Annotated in this window: 14 protein-coding genes, 2 tRNA genes and 1 pseudogene; 6 read left to right on the forward strand and 11 right to left on the reverse strand. The window is 68.6% G+C overall.

The genetic code is table 11. The features are described 5' to 3' along the window. The first annotated feature begins 132 nt into the window (after positions 1 to 132). The 5 genes from pheS (at position 133) to ACIQ6S_RS11555 (ending at position 4,365) form a co-directional block, all read left to right on the forward strand. Positions 133 to 1,128 carry a phenylalanine--tRNA ligase subunit alpha gene (gene pheS / locus ACIQ6S_RS11535; protein ID WP_397608490.1) on the forward strand — a complete coding sequence of 332 codons (996 nt, stop codon included), beginning with the start codon at positions 133 to 135 and terminating at the stop codon, positions 1,126 to 1,128. Then, positions 1,125 to 3,506, forward strand: a complete 2,382-nt coding sequence (pheT, locus tag ACIQ6S_RS11540; RefSeq protein WP_397608491.1) for a phenylalanine--tRNA ligase subunit beta — start codon at positions 1,125 to 1,127, stop codon at positions 3,504 to 3,506. Before pheS ends, pheT begins: the two co-directional genes overlap by 4 nt. 14 nt (positions 3,507 to 3,520) lie before the next feature. After that, complete coding sequence (locus ACIQ6S_RS11545) at positions 3,521 to 3,820, forward strand: integration host factor subunit alpha (RefSeq protein ID WP_297866961.1); 300 nt, start codon at positions 3,521 to 3,523, stop codon at positions 3,818 to 3,820. Next, positions 3,801 to 4,202: a MerR family transcriptional regulator gene (locus ACIQ6S_RS11550; RefSeq protein ID WP_397608492.1), complete on the forward strand. Its 402-nt coding sequence runs from the start codon at positions 3,801 to 3,803 to the stop codon at positions 4,200 to 4,202. The genes ACIQ6S_RS11545 and ACIQ6S_RS11550 overlap by 20 nt, the downstream gene beginning before the upstream one ends. 86 nt (positions 4,203 to 4,288) lie before the next feature. After that, positions 4,289 to 4,365: transfer RNA gene (locus tag ACIQ6S_RS11555), tRNA-Pro, on the forward strand. A gap of 84 nt (positions 4,366 to 4,449) precedes the next feature. On the opposite strand, the gene ACIQ6S_RS11560 is transcribed toward ACIQ6S_RS11555, so the two are convergent. The 7 genes from ACIQ6S_RS11560 to ACIQ6S_RS11590 form a co-directional block, all read right to left on the reverse strand. Then, entirely contained in the window at positions 4,450 to 6,240 is a 1,791-nt protein-coding gene (locus tag ACIQ6S_RS11560) for an acyl-CoA dehydrogenase C-terminal domain-containing protein (protein WP_397608493.1), read from the reverse strand. Between the two features lie 88 nt (positions 6,241 to 6,328). Next, positions 6,329 to 6,784 carry a hypothetical protein gene (locus tag ACIQ6S_RS11565; RefSeq protein WP_397608494.1) on the reverse strand — a complete coding sequence of 152 codons (456 nt, stop codon included), beginning with the start codon at positions 6,782 to 6,784 and terminating at the stop codon, positions 6,329 to 6,331. A gap of 70 nt (positions 6,785 to 6,854) precedes the next feature. After that, positions 6,855 to 8,315: a DUF1501 domain-containing protein gene (locus tag ACIQ6S_RS11570; RefSeq protein WP_397608495.1), complete on the reverse strand. Its 1,461-nt coding sequence runs from the start codon at positions 8,313 to 8,315 to the stop codon at positions 6,855 to 6,857. Positions 8,316 to 8,318: 3 nt separating this feature from the next. Further along, positions 8,319 to 10,541 carry a DUF1800 family protein gene (locus ACIQ6S_RS11575; RefSeq protein ID WP_397608496.1) on the reverse strand — a complete coding sequence of 741 codons (2,223 nt, stop codon included), beginning with the start codon at positions 10,539 to 10,541 and terminating at the stop codon, positions 8,319 to 8,321. Positions 10,542 to 10,673: 132 nt separating this feature from the next. Next, positions 10,674 to 12,125, reverse strand: coding sequence for a DUF1501 domain-containing protein (locus ACIQ6S_RS11580; protein ID WP_397608497.1), 1,452 nt, complete (start codon positions 12,123 to 12,125; stop codon positions 10,674 to 10,676). Between the two features lie 4 nt (positions 12,126 to 12,129). After that, the gene (locus ACIQ6S_RS11585) at positions 12,130 to 13,830 is read right to left on the reverse strand and encodes a DUF1800 family protein (RefSeq protein ID WP_397608498.1); all 1,701 of its coding nucleotides are present in this window, start codon (positions 13,828 to 13,830) and stop codon (positions 12,130 to 12,132) included. A gap of 203 nt (positions 13,831 to 14,033) precedes the next feature. Then, a tRNA-Phe gene (locus ACIQ6S_RS11590) sits at positions 14,034 to 14,109 on the reverse strand. Between the two features lie 169 nt (positions 14,110 to 14,278). Between ACIQ6S_RS11590 and ACIQ6S_RS11595 the strand changes: the two genes are divergently transcribed. Beyond that, positions 14,279 to 14,725: a DUF6491 family protein gene (locus ACIQ6S_RS11595; protein ID WP_397608499.1), complete on the forward strand. Its 447-nt coding sequence runs from the start codon at positions 14,279 to 14,281 to the stop codon at positions 14,723 to 14,725. Between the two features lie 19 nt (positions 14,726 to 14,744). Here the strand turns inward: ACIQ6S_RS11595 and ACIQ6S_RS11600 are convergent, their stop codons facing one another. The 4 genes and pseudogenes from ACIQ6S_RS11600 to ACIQ6S_RS11615 form a co-directional block, all read right to left on the reverse strand. Further along, positions 14,745 to 15,017, reverse strand: coding sequence for an oxidative damage protection protein (locus tag ACIQ6S_RS11600; protein ID WP_397608500.1), 273 nt, complete (start codon positions 15,015 to 15,017; stop codon positions 14,745 to 14,747). After that, positions 15,014 to 16,054 carry an A/G-specific adenine glycosylase gene (gene mutY / locus ACIQ6S_RS11605; protein WP_397608501.1) on the reverse strand — a complete coding sequence of 347 codons (1,041 nt, stop codon included), beginning with the start codon at positions 16,052 to 16,054 and terminating at the stop codon, positions 15,014 to 15,016. The genes ACIQ6S_RS11600 and mutY overlap by 4 nt, the downstream gene beginning before the upstream one ends. Beyond that, a complete protein-coding gene (locus tag ACIQ6S_RS11610; protein ID WP_397608502.1) occupies positions 16,051 to 17,148 on the reverse strand; it encodes a hypothetical protein in 1,098 nt (365 codons plus the stop codon). Before ACIQ6S_RS11610 ends, mutY begins: the two co-directional genes overlap by 4 nt. Continuing rightward, positions 17,145 to 17,575, reverse strand: a pseudogene (locus ACIQ6S_RS11615) (signal recognition particle-docking protein FtsY); the annotation flags it as partial. The pseudogene ACIQ6S_RS11615 and the gene ACIQ6S_RS11610, both read right to left, overlap by 4 nt.

Consider the following 17,575-nt stretch of genomic DNA (forward strand, 5'->3'; position numbering starts at 1 on the left):
ACGGCGCCTCGGCGCCGCTTGATGTGGCAACCCGAACACGAGGGAAGGGCGCGAGTCCTTCCCTTTTGTTTTTTCCGGGCCGGCTCGATCCATGGGCAGGCCACTGAATGCATTCCACAAGGGTCGTCCCGAATGAGCGACGTGCAATCCCTCACCACCAACGCGCTGGTCGACATCGCCGCCGCCACGACGCTGGAGGCGCTCGAAGCGCTGCGCGTTGGGCTGCTTGGCAAGTCGGGCAGCATCACGGCGCAGCTGAAGGCGCTCGGTGCCCTGCCGCCGGACGAGCGCAAGGCCGTCGGCGAAGGCATCAACAAGGCGCGCGACGCGATCGGCGACGCCCTCGCGGCCCGCAAGGCCGTGCTGGAGCAGGCCGCGCTTGATGCGCGCCTCGCCTCCGAGCGCATCGACGTGACCCTGCCGGGACGCGATGGCGAGATGGGCGTGGTGCATCCGGTGTCGCGGACCATCGAACGCCTCACCGGCATCCTGCGTGGCCTCGGCTACGACCTCGCGGATGGCCCCGAGATCGAGGACGACTGGCACAACTTCGAGGCGCTGAATTTCCCGCCGCACCACCCGGCGCGCGCCATGCACGACACCTTCTACTTCGGTGACGGCCGCCTGCTGCGCACGCACACTTCGCCCGTGCAGGTGCGCGCGATGAAGGGCCAGACGCCGCCGCTGCGCGTTATCGCTGCCGGCAAGGTCTACCGGAGCGACAGCGACCAGACGCACACCCCGATGTTCCATCAGATCGAGGGTTTCGTCGTTGGCGAGAACGTCAGCTTCGCGGAGCTGAAAGGAACGCTGAAGGCGCTGGTGCGCGCGTTCTTCGAGCGCGATTTCGAGATGCGCTTCCGTCCGAGCTATTTCCCGTTCACCGAGCCCTCGGCCGAGGTGGACATCGCGTGGCAGCAGCCGGACGGCAGCAAGCGCTGGCTGGAGGTGCTGGGCTGCGGCATGGTGCATCCGAACGTGTTGCGCAGCTGCGGCATCGACCCCGAGAAGTACACCGGCTTCGCGTTCGGCCTCGGCGTCGAACGCTTCGCCATGCTGCGCTACGGCGTCAACGACCTGCGCAGCTTCTTCGACAACGACGTCCGCTTCCTGGGGCAGTTCGCATGAAGTTCAACGAAAGCTGGCTGCGCGAGCACGTGGCCGTCGAGGCCGACCGCGACGCGCTGTGCGCGGCCCTCACCGCCATCGGCCTGGAAGTGGAAGGCGTCGAGCCCATCGGCGGTGAACTGCCGGGCGTGATCGTCGCGGAGATCGTCGACGCCGTGCGCCATCCGGAGGCCGACCGCCTGCAGGTCTGCAAGGTGGCCATCGGTGGCGGCGAGCACGTGCAGATCGTCTGCGGCGCGCCGAATGCCCGCGCCGGCCTCAAGGCGCCTCTGGCGACCGTCGGCGCGGTGCTGCCCGGCGGCCTGAACATCAAGGCGGCGAAGCTCCGCGGCGTCGAAAGCTTCGGCATGCTGTGCTCGGCCAAGGAACTGGGCATCGATCCGGATGCCTCCGGCTTGCTCGAACTGCCGGCCGATGCGCCGGTGGGCACCGCACTCGCGGCCTTCCTCGGCCTGCCGGACGCGCGCATCGAGCTGAAGCTCACGCCGAACCGCGCCGACTGCTTCTCGATCCGAGGTATCGCCTTCGACGTGGCCGCTGCGCTCGGCGCGCAGGTGCGTGCGTTCGAGGCCGCGCCGGTCGCCGCGACCGCTTCGGCCACGCTGCCGGTCGAACTCCATGCCGGCGCCGACGCGCCGCGCTACTGCGGTCGCGTCATCGAAGGCCTGGACCCGAATGCGACGTCGCCGTCGTGGCTCACGGAAAAGCTGAAGCGCTGCGGCCTGCGCCCGATCAGCCCGTTGGTCGACATCACCAACCTCGTGATGCTCGAGCTGGGCCAGCCGATGCACGCCTTCGATGCCGACACGCTCAAGGGCCCGATCGGCGTGCGTCATGGCCGCGGCGCAGAATCGCTGAAACTGCTCGACGAGCGCGAGGCGGCGATCGACGCCGGCTTCCTCGTGATCACCGACGCTGACCGTCCGGTCGCGCTGGCGGGCGTCATGGGCGGTTTCGACACCCGCGTGACCGACGCCACGACCCGCGTCTTCCTGGAATCGGCGCATTTCGCGCCGTCCGCGATCATTGGCCGTGCGCGCAAGCTCGGCCTGCACACGGATGCCTCGCACCGCTTCGAGCGTGGCGTCGATCCGGCACTGCCGCGCGTGGCGCTGGAATACGCGACCAAGCTCGTGATGGACATCATGGGCGGCCGCGCCGGCCCCGTGGTCGAGGCCGTCCGCGAGGCCGACCTGCCGGTGCGCATGCCGGTCGCGCTGCGTCGCGAGCGCTTGGCCCGCGTGCTCGGCCAGCGCATCGATGACGCCGAAGTGGCGCGCATCTTCGTGGCGCTGGGCATGGTGGTCGAGGCGACGAACGACGGCTGGCGCATCACGCCGCCGGCCCGCCGCTTCGACATCGCCATCGAAGAAGATCTGGTCGAGGAAGTGGCCCGCATCCACGGCTACGACGCCGTGCCCGCTGCGCTGCCGGCCGGCGAGATCCCGCTGGCCGACCACACTGAGACGCGTGCGCCGGAAGCCTTCCTGCGCCGCCAGCTCGCCGCGCGTGGTTTCCATGAAGCGATCAACTTCGCCTTCGTCGATGCGGCACAGCTGCAGCGTTGGGGCCTCGAAGCCGGTGCCATCGCGCTGCTGAACCCGCTGGCCTCCGACCTCGGCACGATGCGCACCGGCTTGCTGCCGGGCCTCGTCGAGGCGATCCGCCGCAACCTCGCCCGCCAGCAGGCCCGCGTCCGCTTGTTCGAGATCGGTCGCGTGTTCCATGCCCCGGCGACCACCGCTGCCGCTCCGGTCGAAACCCGCCGCATCGCGTTCGCTGCCGTCGGCGCCGCGAAGCCGGAGCAGTGGAGCAGCGCGACCCGTCCGGTCGACTTCTACGACCTCAAGGGCGACCTTGAGGCCCTCGCCGGGCCGGCCGTCGACGCGCTGGCCTTCGCGCCGGCCACGGGCGTGCCTTGGCTGCACCCCGGTCGCAGCGCCGCGGTGACGCTGGATGGTGTGGCCCTCGGGTTCGTCGGCCACCTCCACCCGGCCTTGGCCAAGGCGCTCGACCTCGATGGCGAAGTGGTCGTGGCTGAGCTGGATCTGGGCCGCCTCGAAGCCCGCGCCGTGCCCAAGGCCGGCGAGCTGTCGCGATTCCCCTCCGTCCGCCGCGACCTGGCCGTGCTGGTGGCCGAGGATCGGCCTTGGGCCGACCTGGAGGCCAGCCTCCGCCAGTCGCTTGGCGGCCTGCTGCGGGACGTGAAGGTCTTCGACCGCTATGCCGGCAAGGGCCTCGAAACGGGGGTCAAAAGCCTCGCTATGGGATTGATTCTGCAGGATGTTTCCCGCACTCTCACCGACTCGGACGTCGACAAGGCGGTCCAGGCCGCGTTGGCGGCTCTGGAACGTGACTGTGGCGCCCGCCTGCGATGACCTGAGGGGGCGACGTGGCACTGACCAAGGCAGAAATGGCGGAGCGACTGTTCGAGGACGTGGGCCTCAACAAGCGTGAGGCCAAGGAGTTCGTCGACGCATTCTTCGACGTCCTTCGGCTGTCGCTTGAGCAGGGCAAGCAGGTGAAGCTCTCCGGTTTCGGCAATTTCGACCTGCGCCGCAAGAACGAGCGGCCGGGTCGCAACCCGAAGACCGGTGAGGAAATCCCGATTCTTGCGCGGACCGTCGTCACGTTCCGCCCGGGCCAGAAGCTGAAGGAGCGCGTGGACGCCTATGCTGGACCCGGGAAGTAATCGCGAGCTGCCGCCGATCCCGGCGAAGCGCTACTTCACCATCGGTGAAGTGGCGGAGCTCTGCGACGTCAAGCCGCACGTGCTGCGCTATTGGGAAACCGAATTCCCGACGCTGAAGCCGGTGAAGCGCCGCGGCAACCGCCGCTACTACCAGCGCGCCGATGTGCTGGTGATCCGCCAGATCCGCGGCCTGCTGTACGAAGAGGGCTACACCATCGGCGGTGCGCGTCTGCGCATCGACACCGAGAAGCAGGCGCCGGCGGCGGCGAAAGCCAAGGCAGCCAGCGCGGCTTCCGAGCCCGCGTCCGCGGGCATCGATGTGGCGCTGCTTCGCCAAGTGCGCGAAGAGCTCGAATCGGTGCTCGCGCTGCTGCGTTCTTGAGTGCAGTGCCGGGGATCAGTCGACCCCGGCGGAGCCAGTCGGTATACTGCGCGGCCTCGCTGCTTGGCAGTGAATGATTTTCCGGTCGGGGCGTAGCGCAGCCTGGTAGCGCATTTGCCTGGGGGGCAAAGGGTCGTGGGTTCGAATCCCGCCGTCCCGACCAACTCGATGAAAGAAAAAACCCGCCTCTCGGCGGGTTTTTTCTTGGCGCCGGGTCCGGAGGGTCGAAGCCCTCCGGCATGGCTGATCAGCTGTCGAACAGCGCGGCGTCCAGCGCGAGAAGCGAGTCCGGGCCCGCTTCGATGCCGGCCTTGTGCAGGCGGGTGCGCGGCAGCAGGCGCTGGAAGTAGAAGCGTGCGGTCTCGCGCTTCGCCGTCTTGAAGTCGGCCGGGTAGTCGCCGGCTTCGGCGACGGCCACGCTCTTCGCCCACCAGTAGGCGAGGGCGACGTAGCCCGAGTAGAACAGGTAGTCGACCGAGGCCGCACCGATCTCTTCCGGGTTGCCGGCGGCCTTGCGGCCCACCGCCATCGTGGTGTCGGCGTACTCCTTGGCGAGCGTGGCCAGCGGGCCGATGAACTCGGCGACGGCAGCGTTGCCGATGTTCTGCTCGCAGAACTGCTGGATCATGCCGAGGAACTGCTTCAGGCCCACGCCCTGCTGCTGCATCACCTTGCGGCCGAGCAGGTCGAGCGCCTGGATCTGCGTGGTGCCTTCGTAGATCGTCGTGATGCGCGCATCGCGGGCGAGCTGCTCCATGCCCCACTCAGCGACATAGCCGTGGCCGCCGAAGCACTGCAGCGAGTTGTACGTGCACTCGACCGACCACTCGGTGAGGCAGGCCTTCACGATCGGCGTGAGGAAGCTCAGCAGGTCGTCGGCCTGCTTGCGCTCGGCTTCGTCGCTGGTGCGCTCCATGACGTCGACCAGCGTCGCCGCGTGGTACGCGAGAAGGCGGCCGCCTTCGGCCAGCGCCTTGCTGGTGAGCAGCATGCGACGGATGTCGGCGTGGACGATGATCGGATCGGCCGGCTTCGAGGGCTCCTTCGCGCCGGAGAGCGCGCGCATCTGCAGGCGGTCGCGGCTGTAGCGGAGCGCGTTCTGGAAGGCGCGGTCGATCAGGCCGAGGCCCTGGATGCCGACGGCGAGACGCGCGGTGTTCATCATGGTGAACATCGCTGCGAGGCCCTTGTTCGGCTGGCCGATCAGGTAGCCCTCGGCGCCGTCGAAGTTCATCACGCAAGTGACCGAACCGTGGATGCCCATCTTGTGTTCGATGGAGCCGCAGCGCGCCGCGTTGCGCTCGCCCACGGTGCCGTCGCGGGCGACCTTCACCTTCGGCACGATGAAGAGCGAGATGCCCTTGGTGCCGGCCGGTGCGTCCGGCAGGCGAGCGAGCACGAGATGCACGATGTTGTCGGTGAAGTCGTGCTCGCCGCCGGTGATGAAGATCTTGGTGCCCGTGATGGCGTACTTGCCGTCGGCGATGGGCTCGGCGCGGGTCTTCAGCAGGCCGAGGTCGGAACCGCAGTGCGGCTCGGTGAGGCACATGGTGCCGGTCCAGCGGCCCTCGACGATTGCCTTCAGGAAGACCTCCTGCTGCCACGGCTCGCCGTGGTGCTTCAGTGCTTCCGTCGCGCCGTGCGAGAGCAACGGGTAGTTGCCCCAGCTCAGGTTGGCGGCGTCGATCATTTCCTTCATGACCACGCCGAAGCTCTCCGGCAGGTCCATGCCGCCGAGCTCGGCGCGGGCGGTGATGCCGGCCCAGCCCCCTTCGACGAACTGCGCGTAGGCCTCCTTGAAGCCGGTCGGCGTCTTCACCGCGCCGGTGGCCTTGTCGAACGTGCAGCCTTCGCGATCACCGACGCTGTTGAGTGGCGCGAGGACGTTCTCGTTGAACTTCGCGGCCTCTTCGAGAGCAGCGTCCATGACGTCGCGCTGGGCGGCCTCGATGCCGAGTTTCGCGTAGAGCGCTTCGGACTGGATCACGTCGAACAGCGCGAAGCTCATGTCGCGCACGGGGGCTTTGTAGGTGTTCATGCGAAGGAGGTCTGTCGGCGATGGAGAGGGGAAAACGGAGGGCTGCAGCCAGCGGGTGCGAGGTGCGATCCCGGTAGGTCGGGCTCGCTCAGCGGAGCACGCCTTCGAGGCCGGGAGCGCGGCTGAGCGCGCTGCTGTAGTCGATGGGATAGGCGCGGCCGTTCGGCTCCACGGTGATCGTGCCGTGGAGGCGATAGCGCAGCGCCGTGCCGTTGGCCAGAGCCGCCTTCGCGCGCTCCAGCGAGGCGGCATCCAGCGTGGTGTCGATAGTGAAGGTTTCCGCGGCCTGGGGCAGCACGGTCGTGGTGGCCTGGCCTTCCAGGCGCGTGGCTTGCACGCCGGCGAATTCGAGCGTGAGCGCATAGGCCTGAACTTCGCTCGGCACGGTGCTGAAGCTCTGCACTCGAAGCTGCACGGCTGCGCGGCCGTCCTGCAGGCGGATCTCCTGCACGCGCGCTTCTGGAGGGAACACGCGCTTCACCGGCCCGCTGGCGCAGGCGGCGAGGAGGAGGGCGATCAGGGCGAGTAGGGCGACTCGAAACACGTGGAGACTCCGGGACACATGAGGCCCGCGGAGCATACCAGTGCGTATGGCCGACGAGGTCGGCCTCGCATCAACCCTTGCCGCCGCCGCGGTTGCGCGTGAAGTTCACGTCGTTGATGACGGCGTTGGTGCTGGCGAGCATGGGCAGGTAGTCGCCGGTGCTGCCGAAGTTGCGAACGTTCGGGAAGATCTCGTTGGCGTCGGAGAATCCGAGCCCGAACCAGCGCGCCAGCGTGCTGCCCACTTGCTCGACAGGCGTGGTCGGGATCATCCGGCCGCGGCCGACGTCCTGCGACGAGCCCAGCGCATAGTCCGGCATGGCGCCGTAGATGCGGCGGCCCACGACGTCACCGCCGAGGATCCAGCTGTGGCCGCCCCAGCCGTGGTCGGTGCCGTCGCCATTGTTGTTCAGCGTGCGGCCGAAGTCGCTCATCGTGAACGTCGTGACATCGCGCGCGATGCCCAGTTCGACCGTGGCGTTGTAGAACGCCGCGAGGCCTTGGCTCACCTGGGTGAGCAGGGCAGGGTGGGACGTCGGTTGGCCGTCGTGGGTATCCCAGCCGCCGAGGCCGACAAAGAAGATCTGCCGGCGCTGGCCGAGGGCGCCGCGGGCAGCGATGGTGCGGGCGACGGTGCGCAGCGTGTCGCCGAAGCGGCCGGTCGGGAAGACCGTGGCCGGGGCCGGCACGTTGTTGATGGCATTGAACACCGACTCGCTGAAGTCGATGGCGCGACGGTTCATCCGGCCGTGCTCGCGGACGAAGGCCGAACCGTCGCGCTGCGCGGCGTCGAGCAACTGGTTGAAGGCGGTGCGTCGGGCGACGCTGCGGGCGTCGGTGGCGGTCCGAAGGCTGGCGTCGATGCGCGAGGGACCGGCGCTACCGAGGGTGTACATGCCCGTCTGCGAGCCGGCGAGCCACGCGTTCGCGCCCGACATCGTGAGGCCGATCGGCAGTCCGATGGACGAGCCGAAGCCTGCGGCCTGCAGGCGGTCGGCGAGGCGTCCGCCCCAGCCGGCCTTGGCAGCCGTTTCGCTGCCCATGGACATCGAATACGACTGCTGGTCGACGTGCGAGAACAGCTCCGGCGGCAGTGGGACGCGGCGATTCTGGTAGTCCGCTTTCGTTGTCGGCGTGACCAGCGGGCCGACATTGCCGATCAGGCCGGCACGACCGCTTTCGAACAGGGCGCGGAGCTCCGGCATGGCGGGATTCAAGCCCCAGTCGACCCCGCCCGCGCCTGCGGTCGGGGTGATCGGCAGCAGGTTCGCCTGCGGAATGGCCAACGCCGGTCGGGCCGCGTTGTAGGTGCCGTAGGCGCTGGTGCTGCGGGGGACGACCATGTTGAAACTGTCGTTGCCGCCAAACAGGTAGACGCAGACCAGCGCCTTGTATTTCTCGTTGCTGCGCGTCGCGGCATGCACCATCTGCAACTGGCCCATGGTCGCCATCGCGGCGGCACTGCCGAGCGCGATGCGGCTCGCGCCAGCGAGGAAACGGCGGCGCTCGTTCGCCTTGTCGATGCGGTCCATGGGTTACCTCTGCGTGGCGAACTGGGAGGACGAAGCGATCAGGAAGATCAGGTCTTCCACGCGGTCGCCACCGCCGTCGTTCATCGGCGTGGCGTAGGTCGACGAAATCAGGATGGTCCGCATGTCGGCCGGCATGCGCCCACCCATCAGCAGCAGGTTCATGCGGTCGACAAGCTTCTCGGGCGCCACGGCCAGCGCCTTCTCGGCCGCCAGGTTGAAGCGGTAGCGCGTCCAGTAGAAGCGCGGATCGTTCGTCGTGGTCGGGATGGTCGTGTCAGCGCTGTCCGTCTGCCAAAGCCGGCCGTGCAAGTGGTTGATCGAGCTCACCGCCACCGCTTCGTTGAGGATCTGCAGCTCCGGAGCGACGAGGCCGCGCTGGCGCAGGTCGCCGGTCGGCATGAAGTTCGGCCGGTAGAAGTTGAAGACCGACGGCGATCCCATGATGGACTGCGACATGTCGATGCCGATGCCGCGGTTGCGGAGCAGCCCGCGCGTCGTGGCGCCGCCTGCCGTGGCCACTGCCTGGCCTTCGGCGTTGAAGGCCCGCAGCACCGCGGAGAAGCGCAGCATCGGCTCCTTCACCTTGCCGTAGCCGTACTGCTGAGTCTGGGCGGTATCGCGGGCCTCGGCATCCATCAGCACCGCGCGGACGACGGCACGCATGTCGCCGCGAACGCCGCTGCCGTTGTTGTTGAAGCGCTCGGCGACGCGGCGCACGTAGGCCGGGCTCGGGTTGCTGGTGACGAGCCGCTGGATCAAGTGGCGCGCGAGGAAAGGCCCGACGTTCGGATGGTTGAACAGGTTGTCGAGCGCGATCCTCAGGTCGGCAGCCGCCGTGCCGCCCGCCGGCACCGGGGTCCCGCCCAGCAGCGTCTTGGCGCCGGTGTCGTGGTAGATCTCGCCCTGCGTCGTGCGCCACGCCGTCATGTTGCTGATCAGGCCCGGCAGCTTGACGTCATCCTCCCAGTTCCCCCAGCTGGTGGCGTTGCTGAAGTTCCAGCCGGTGAGCGTGCGCGCGAGGTTGGTGATTCGCGTGTTGTCGTAGGTCGGGATGGTGTTGCCGTTGGCGTCGAGCCTGGGCGTGCCGTCGATGTTCAGCTCGACGAGCCCGATCGAGAACAGCTGCATCACCTCGCGGGCGAAATTCTCGTCCGGCTCGGTGTTGGTGCGTGCGTCGGCCTTCTCGTTCTGCAGCATGCCGAGGTAGCGGCCCATCAGCGGATTGAGCGTCACTTCCTCCAGCAAGGTGCGGAAGTTGCCGAGTCCGTGGACGGCGAGGGTGTCGTAATAGTCGCTGATCGCCAGCTGCGAATAGCCGACGTTGTCGCTGACTTCCGAAATGACGAAGAACTGGCTCAGCGCAAAGGCCACGCGCTGGCGGAGCTGGTCGTCGCCACGGACGCCGATCTGCCACCAGGTGTCGTGTCGGCCCAGTTGGCAGACGTAGCTGAATTTGCACGCGAGGTCATCGGCATTGCTGGCGAGGTGCGGTGCCAGTTCGCTCTGGATGGCCTGGTGCGTGGCGAGATGGCTCGAGGCCGGGCGGTTGAACTGCTCGGTGATCCAAGCGTCGTAGCCCAGCGAGGCCACGCGGTCGACTTCGCCGGCCGTGGCGCCGAACGTGGCTTGCTGGAGGAAGCGCGAGGCATCGGCCTGGGCAACGGTCGGTGGGGCCCCGGCGCCGAACCCGGCGGCGGCGGCGCCAGACAGCGTCCAGTTCTGGTTGCGACCGGAGGTCAGGCCTTGGCAGCTCCACAGGTGCACGGGGCGGTTTGCACGTGTATCGCTGTTGGCGACATCCACGCAGCGATCCTGCGCGATGTTCCGCAGGCGGAAACGGTTGCCGCTCGACGCCATGCGCTCGAAACGGAACTGCTGGACGCTATTCGTCGTCGGGCTACTGCAGGCGGTCTGGACCAGCGTCGTGCCGTTGGCTTGAACTGCCGTCGAGGCGACGACGCACTGGTTGCTGTGCGTCGCAACGATGTAATAGGTCTGGGTGACCGGATTGATGACCTGGAACCGGAAGCTCTGTTCCGGACGCCCGTTGCAGGTGTTCTGCACCAACTGAACGTTTGCGGCCGTCGACGCACCCGGGACTTCGAGGCACATCCCGCTGTGTTCGACCACGGCGGTGCTGGTGAACGTCGCTTGGGCGGCGCTGGGAAGGGCGAACGCGACAGCAAGACTGGTGACAGCGAGCTGTGCCTGACGAAGGGGGCGCATGTCAGCGCTCCGGGGCGTTGGGAGGGTGACCTAGGCTAACCAGTTCCCAATCTGTCAAACAACGTCAATCCGTCGCCTTGGCAGTGTTTTGGAGGCGGCCGTCACAGTTCCCGCCTGCGGCCTGCCGGCGCTTCACGCATTGCCGCGATTTCGGTTGAAACCGATTCCGTTCAACAGGGCGTTGGTGCTGCTGAACATGGGGAGGTAGTCGGCGCCGCTGCCGAACGCCGGCAGCCTCGGGAAAATCTCGATGGCATCGCCGTAGCCGAGGCCCATCCAGCGGGCCAGTGTCGCTCCGAGCTGGTCCACCGCCGTGGTGGGCACCATGCGTCCGCGGCCGACATCGCGGCTGCTTCCCAGCGCGTACTCGTTCATCGATCCATAGAAGTGGCCGCCCACGACGTCGCCACCCATGAGCCAGCTGTGGCCGCCCCAGCCGTGGTCGGTGCCGTCGCCGTTGTTGTTCAGCGTGCGCCCGAAGTCGGTCATCGTGAACGTGGTGACCGCGTCGGCGACCCCCAGCTCGACGGTAGCCTGGTGGAAGGCACCCAACGCCTGCGAGATGGTCGAGAGCAGCGTCTGGTGGTCCTCGAGCATGTTGTCGTGGGTGTCCCAGCCGCCGAAGCCGACGAAGAACACCTGCCGCGTCTGCCCGAGGGTGCGACGGGCGCCGATGACGCGGGCGATGGTCCGCATCGCGCTGCCGAGGGTCGTGGAGGGGAACACTGTCGACGGCGAGACCGGCTCGATCGCTGCATTGACGCTTTCCGCGAAATCGCGGGCGCGTCGTGTCGAGCGCGACGACTCGCGCACGAAGGTCGAACTGTCGCGTTCGCCGAGGTCGAGCAGGGCGTTGAACGCATCGCGGCGGGTGGTCCACCGCGCCGAGGGATCGCTGCGCAGCGTGGCGTCTAGGCGCGTCACCCCGGTGTTGCCCAAGGTGTAGAGGCCGCCGTCGCTGCCGTTCTGCCAGGCATTCGCGCCAGACAGCGAGAGAGCGGTGGGCAGCCCGTTGGCGTCGCGATTCGCAGCGAAGCGTTCGGCGAGCCGGTCCGCCAGCTTGCCGCCCCAGCCCGGCCGCGACTCCACTTCGCTGCCAAGGCTCATGGAGTGCGCCTGCTGGTCGATGTGCGAGAACAGCTCGGGCGGCAGCGGGACCCGGGCCTGCCGGTAATCGTCTGCCGAGGTCGGTTGAACCAGCGGCCCGACATTGGCCAGCAGGGCCGCGCGGCCGCGGCCGAACAGATCGGCCATCTCGGGCATCCCCGGGTGCAGGCCCCACGCCGCGCCCTGGCCGCCGCTGAGGGGCGTGATCGGCAGCAGTTGCTCGCGAGGCACCACGAGTGCCGGGCGGGCCGCCGCGTAGGTGGCATGCGCGCCGGCGTCGCGCGGCACGACCATGTTGTAGCTGTCGTTGCCGCCGAGCAGGTACAGGCACACGAGGGCACGGTAGTCGCCGGGGCGCGAGGCGGCCTGGGCCAGCTCGAGGCGCCCGAGGGTGGCGAGCGCGCAGGCGCTGCCGAGGGCGATTCGGCTGCTTGTGCCAAGGAAACGGCGGCGTGCGGGATCGATGGGCGTGGCCATGGGCTTACCTCTGCACCGAAAACTGCGGGGACGAAGCGACCAGGAAGACCGCGTCCTCGACGCGTTGGCGACCGCCGTCGGTGGCCGGCATGCGGCCGATCGCGTCCACCAACACCGCGCGCATCGCCGGCGGCATGCGCCCCGCCATCATCAGCAGGTCGAGGCGGTCGACGAGGGTCTCCGGCTGGGTCGCGAGCGATTTCTCGACGCTGAAATCGAGCGGCAGGTTGCCCAGCGCTGCGATGGTGTTGGCGAGCGTGCGCCCGCTGGTCACGTCGCGGTCGCTATTGAACAGGGCGCCATGCAGGCGATTGGCCATCGCGATCGCCGTGTTGTCGTTGACGATCTGGAATTCCGGCGAGAACAGGCTGCGCTCGCGGATTTCGCCCGGCTTCCGGTAGTTCGGCCGGTAGAAGTTGAATACGGAGGGCGCCGACAGCGGGGCCTGCGCCAGCAGCGAATCGCTCGAGTAGAAGCGGAAGATGCCGCTCACCGATCCCGCGCTGTTGCTCACGCTCACGCCCTGCGCGCCGAAAGCCCGCCAGAGCGCGGTGTAGCGGAGCAGTGGCTCGCGGAGCTTTCCGTAGTCGGGGCCGCCGGCGATCAAGGGGTCGCGGGCTTCAGCATCGAGCAGCACGGCGCGCACCACGGCCGCGAGGTCGCCGCGCTGTCCGCGTCCGTTGTTGGCGAACACGGCCGCCACGCGACCGACATAGGCCGGCGAAGGGTTGCTGGTGACGAGACGCTGGATCAGATGGCGGGCGAGGAAGGGGCCGACGTTCGGGTGGTTCGCGAGGTTGTCCAGGGCGTCGTCGAGGTCGGCGGCGGCAGTGCGCCCGGCCGCGAGGCGCTGCCCGCGCAGCAGCGTCTTGGCCCCGGTGTCGTGGTACGCCTCGTTGGCCCGCATCGCCTCGATGTGGCCGGGGATGCCGGCGGCGCCGCGGCCGAAGCTCCAGCGCGTCGCATTGGCGTAGTTCCAGCCGGTGAACACGCGGGCGAAGTCGGTGATCTCCGGGTCGCCATAGGTCGGCATCAGGCTGCCGTCGGGGGCGGTGCGCGGGGTGCCGTCCGGGTTCAGTTCGGTCAGGCCAACGGTGAAGAGTTGCATCACCTCGCGGGCGTAGTTCTCGTCCGGTTCGGTGTTGCGCGCGGGGTCGGCTTTCTCGTTCTGCAACATCCCGAGGTAGCGGCCCATCGCGGGGTGCAGCGTGACTTCCTCGAGCAGGGTGCGGAAATCGCCGAAGGCGTTCACCACCAGGGTGTCGTAGAAGTCCGCTGGGGCGTACTGCGTGTAGGCGACATCGGCATTGAGGTCGGAGACGACGAAGAACTGGCTCAGCGCGAACGCCGTCCGTTGGCGCAGCTGGTCGGGCGCGGTGATCGACGTGCGCCACCAGGTGTCGCGGCGCGCGTAGCGGCAGACGAGGGATTGGATGCAGCTGGTTTCCGGCGTCGCGCGGCCGACGTTGTAAAGGGGCAGCATCGCCCGGTAGTGCGCGTCCGTCGCCTCGAGATGGAGCGTCGCGGGCGCGGCGATCTGCTGGTCGATCCACGTTGCCGGCCCGATCGCCGCGACGCGGTCGATCTCGGGCAGCGTGGGTCCGAAGGTGGCTTGGGTCAGCAGGCGGGCCGCATCGCGCTGTGCGTCCGTCACGGTCTGTGCCGATGCGGACCCGCTCGCGGCGAGTCCCAGTGCGAGGGCCATGGCGCAACCGAAGCGGGAGCGGGCGGATTCCCGTGCTCGCGGTAGGGCAGTCGGAAGGTCGGACATCGTGGACTCCGGGCGGTGCGTCCCCGAGGTAACGTGCCAGTCTGCGTCCGGTTGACGTCCGCGGAGCCGCATCGATGGAATCCGCGGGCCGGGAAAAGAAAAAGGGCCTGCGATTTCTCGCAAGCCCTTGTTTTATATGGTGGCCAGGGAGGGAATCGAACCCCCGACACGGGGATTTTCAATCCCCTGCTCTACCAACTGAGCTACCTAGCCACGTCGCCGAAGCGAAGCCGAAACTCTAGCAGCGGCGCATCGCGGTGGCAAGGGTGTGTCGGGGCTGAATCGACGCAAACCCCGGTCGGCGGGGGCGGCCCCGGCCCGCGTGCCTCGGGTGTAGCGTTCGAGAGCGCCGCCTCCCGGGCGCTCGGAAAAGGAGCAAGACATGATCTCGATGTTCCGTATCGCGGCCCTGGCCGCGGCATCGTTGGCGTTGGCCGGTTGTTCAAGCCTTGGATCGACGGCGGCCACCGAGCGGGAGGCCGCCTCGTTGGCACGCTACGAAGCCGCTGCGGGCGAACCCGTTGGCAGTTTCCGCTTCTTCCGTATCGATGGCTACACGGCGCTCGGCGACCACGCCGTGGCGGTGTGGACCGGGGCGCGGCAGGCCTACCTGCTGACCGTCGAGGAGCCCTGTCCGGCGTTGCGCTGGTCCTTGTCGATCGGCGTGACCTCGAGCATGAGCCGCGTCTACGCCGATTTCGACCGCGTGCAGACGCGCGACGGCAGTTGCCGGATTCGCTCGATCCGTCCCATCGACGTGGCGGCGCTTCGCGAGAGCGAGAAGGTGGCGCGACAGGCGAAGGTCGAGATCGTGGAACGCGAGTCCTGACACTCGACGGGCGTTCGCGTCAGGCGCTGGGGGGTACGTAGCCCGCCGGCTTTTCCGCACCACCGCCGAACAGGAACTTCTCCATCTCCGTTTCCAGGAAGGCGCGGTGCTTCGGGTCCATCGGCGAAAGCCGGTTTTCGTTGATCAGCATGGTCTGGTGCGCCAGCCACTCCTGCCACGCCGGTTGCCCGATGCTCTCGAAGATGCGCTTGCCGAGCGCGCCCGGCCATGGGGCGAAGGCGAGGGCGGCGGCATCGACGCCGTGCTTTGCGCAATAGACGGTACGGCTCATGGCAGGGACTCCAGCAGGGTGCGGATAGGACGGGGCAGGCCGAGCGCAGCGTAGTCGGCGCGGGCGACCCATCGAAGGTCGTTCGTGGCTTCGGTGGCGTCGCGGACGCGGTGAAGTACCGGTGATGCCTGCAGTCGGTAGTGGCTGAAGGCGTGCAGGAAGGTGGGCAGCGCGGTGCCGTCGTCGGCGCCGAAGGTGGCCCGCAGCGCCTTGGCAGCATCGTCGTCAGCGGCTTCCGGCACGCTCCACAGGCCTTGCCACACGCCCTTGGCGACGCGGCGCTCGAGCAGCACGCGCCCCTCTTTGTCGCGGAATACCAGCAGGCGGACGGCACGCGTCGGCGTGGCCTTTGCGGGTTTGCGCGCCGGGATCCGTGCGACGGCATCGGCGGCGTGTGCTTGGCATTCGCTCCGCATCGGGCAGTCGCCGCAGCGCGGCTTTCGCGCCGTGCAGTGCGTAGCGCCGAAATCCATCAGTGCCTGGGTGTAGTCGGCGAGGCGCTTGTGCGGCAGACGTGCCTCGGCTTCGGCCCACAGGCGGCGCTCGACCGACGACTTGCCCGGCCACTCCGCTTCGCCGAGCAGGCGGGTGAGCACGCGCTTGACGTTGCCGTCGAGGATCGCATGGCGCTGGCCATGCGCCTGCGCGAGGATCGCCGCGGCCGTGCTGCGGCCGATGCCAGGCAGGGCCGAAAGCGCATCGATCTCCTCCGGAAGCGTGCCGCCATGGCGAGCCACGCAGGCTTGGGCGGCGCGATGCAGGTTGCGCGCACGGCTGTAGTAGCCGAGCCCGGACCACAGCGCGAGCACCTCATCCTCGTTCGCAGCGGCCAAGGACGGCAGGTCGGGAAAGCGGGCGAGGAAGCGTTCGAAATAGCCGATGACGGTCTGCACTTGGGTCTGCTGCAGCATCACCTCGCTGACCCACACGCGATAAGGCGTACGCGGGTGCTGCCAAGGCAGGTCGTGGCGTCCGTGGGTGTCGAACCACGCGAGCAAACGCGTTGGGAACGATGTGCTATCGGGCCTTTGGGTCATCGGAGCGGCTCCGGGGCATCAGCCGCTGGGTCGTCCAGCTCGATGGTGACGCCTTCCAGCCGGACGCCGTCGAGGTCCACTTCGGGCAAGGCGGCGCGCACGCGAAGCGGCGGCAGCGCGGCGGCGTCGGCATCCTCCAGCCAGGCCAGCATCGCCTCGGGGGTGCCTTCGGCATCGACGTGGTGCGTGTCCCGCTTCAGCGAGAGCACGGTGTGTGCTGCCATCGCGGATTCGCCCTGCTGCGCCAGCGTGAACGCCAGCGGCGACGGGCTGGTCGACAAGGGGGCGGGCAGGGCTGGCCAGGCCTCGGGCCACGAGGCGATCTCGCCGCTCGCGTCGAGCGCCCAGGGCGTGAACTGCAGTCGGCCCTTCGCGGTGGTGGCTGCGATCGGGCCCGTTCCGTCGAGATGGATCGCGAAGCCTTCCAACCGGAGCGGAGTGGCTTCGGGGACCGCGTCGATCCGAAGGGCCAAATCGAAGGGCGCACGATGGCTCGCCGAGGTGTCGACCACCTTGCCGCGCAGCGCGAGCGTCATGGGTTCGCCCATGGCGAAGCGCGGCAGCGTGAGTTCCAGATCCTGCAGCGCGCCCTCGGCCCAGCGCAGGCGCCCCCGAGTGATCACCAGCCCATCGAGCCGGGGCAGGTCGGCCATGTCGCTGGCCGGCCGGGCGTTCCACCACGCGATGGCGGCGTCGAGGTCGATGTCGGGCGCTTCGAGGTGCAGGGCATCCACCCGCAGCGACTCGCCGCGAAGCGTCGACCACGGCAGGGCGATCTCAAGGCGCTCGGCGGTGAGGAGGCTTTGGCCGCTGGCATCCCGAACCTGCAGGTCCGGCACGGACAGCCAAGGTTGTGGGCGCCATCGAAGGGCCGGTTCACCGTCGTAGTCCCAGTCGAGCCCTGTAGCGCTATCGGCCTGGGCCAGCGCGAGGTCGGCGACGCGGCGCGCGTTGAACCACCACGGCGACGACAGCGCGACGACCAACAGCAGCACGGCCACGACGCCGAGCGGCCGCAGGCTGTGGCGGAGGAGTGAGCGCGTCGGCGGGGGCACTTCGGAGGGCGCGGGAGCGTCGGCCGTGGCCGGGTTCACGACGTACCGCGCTCCGCGCTGCCGAGCTCGGGCAGCAGCGCATCGACGAAGGCATCCGGGTCGAACACGCGGAGGTCCTCCATCGTCTCGCCGAGGCCGACGAAGCGGATTGGCAGGCCGAACTCGCGGGCGAGCGCGAACACCACGCCACCTTTGGCGCTGCCGTCGAGCTTGGTGACGACGAGGCCACTGACCTTCGCGGCGGCGAGGAACTGACGCACCTGGTTCACGGCGTTTTGTCCCGTGGTGCCGTCGATGACCATCAGCACCTCGTGAGGGGCGGTCTCATCAAGCTTCGCCAGCACGCGCGCCACTTTCGAGAGTTCGGCCATCAGGCCCTGCTGCGTGTGCAGGCGACCGGCGGTGTCGGCGATCAGCAGGTCGAGCCCGCGCGACTTCGCCGCCTGCAGCGCATCGAAGATGACCG

The sequence above is a fragment of the Silanimonas sp. genome, assembly GCF_044377035.1.
Lineage (GTDB): Bacteria > Pseudomonadota > Gammaproteobacteria > Xanthomonadales > Xanthomonadaceae > Silanimonas.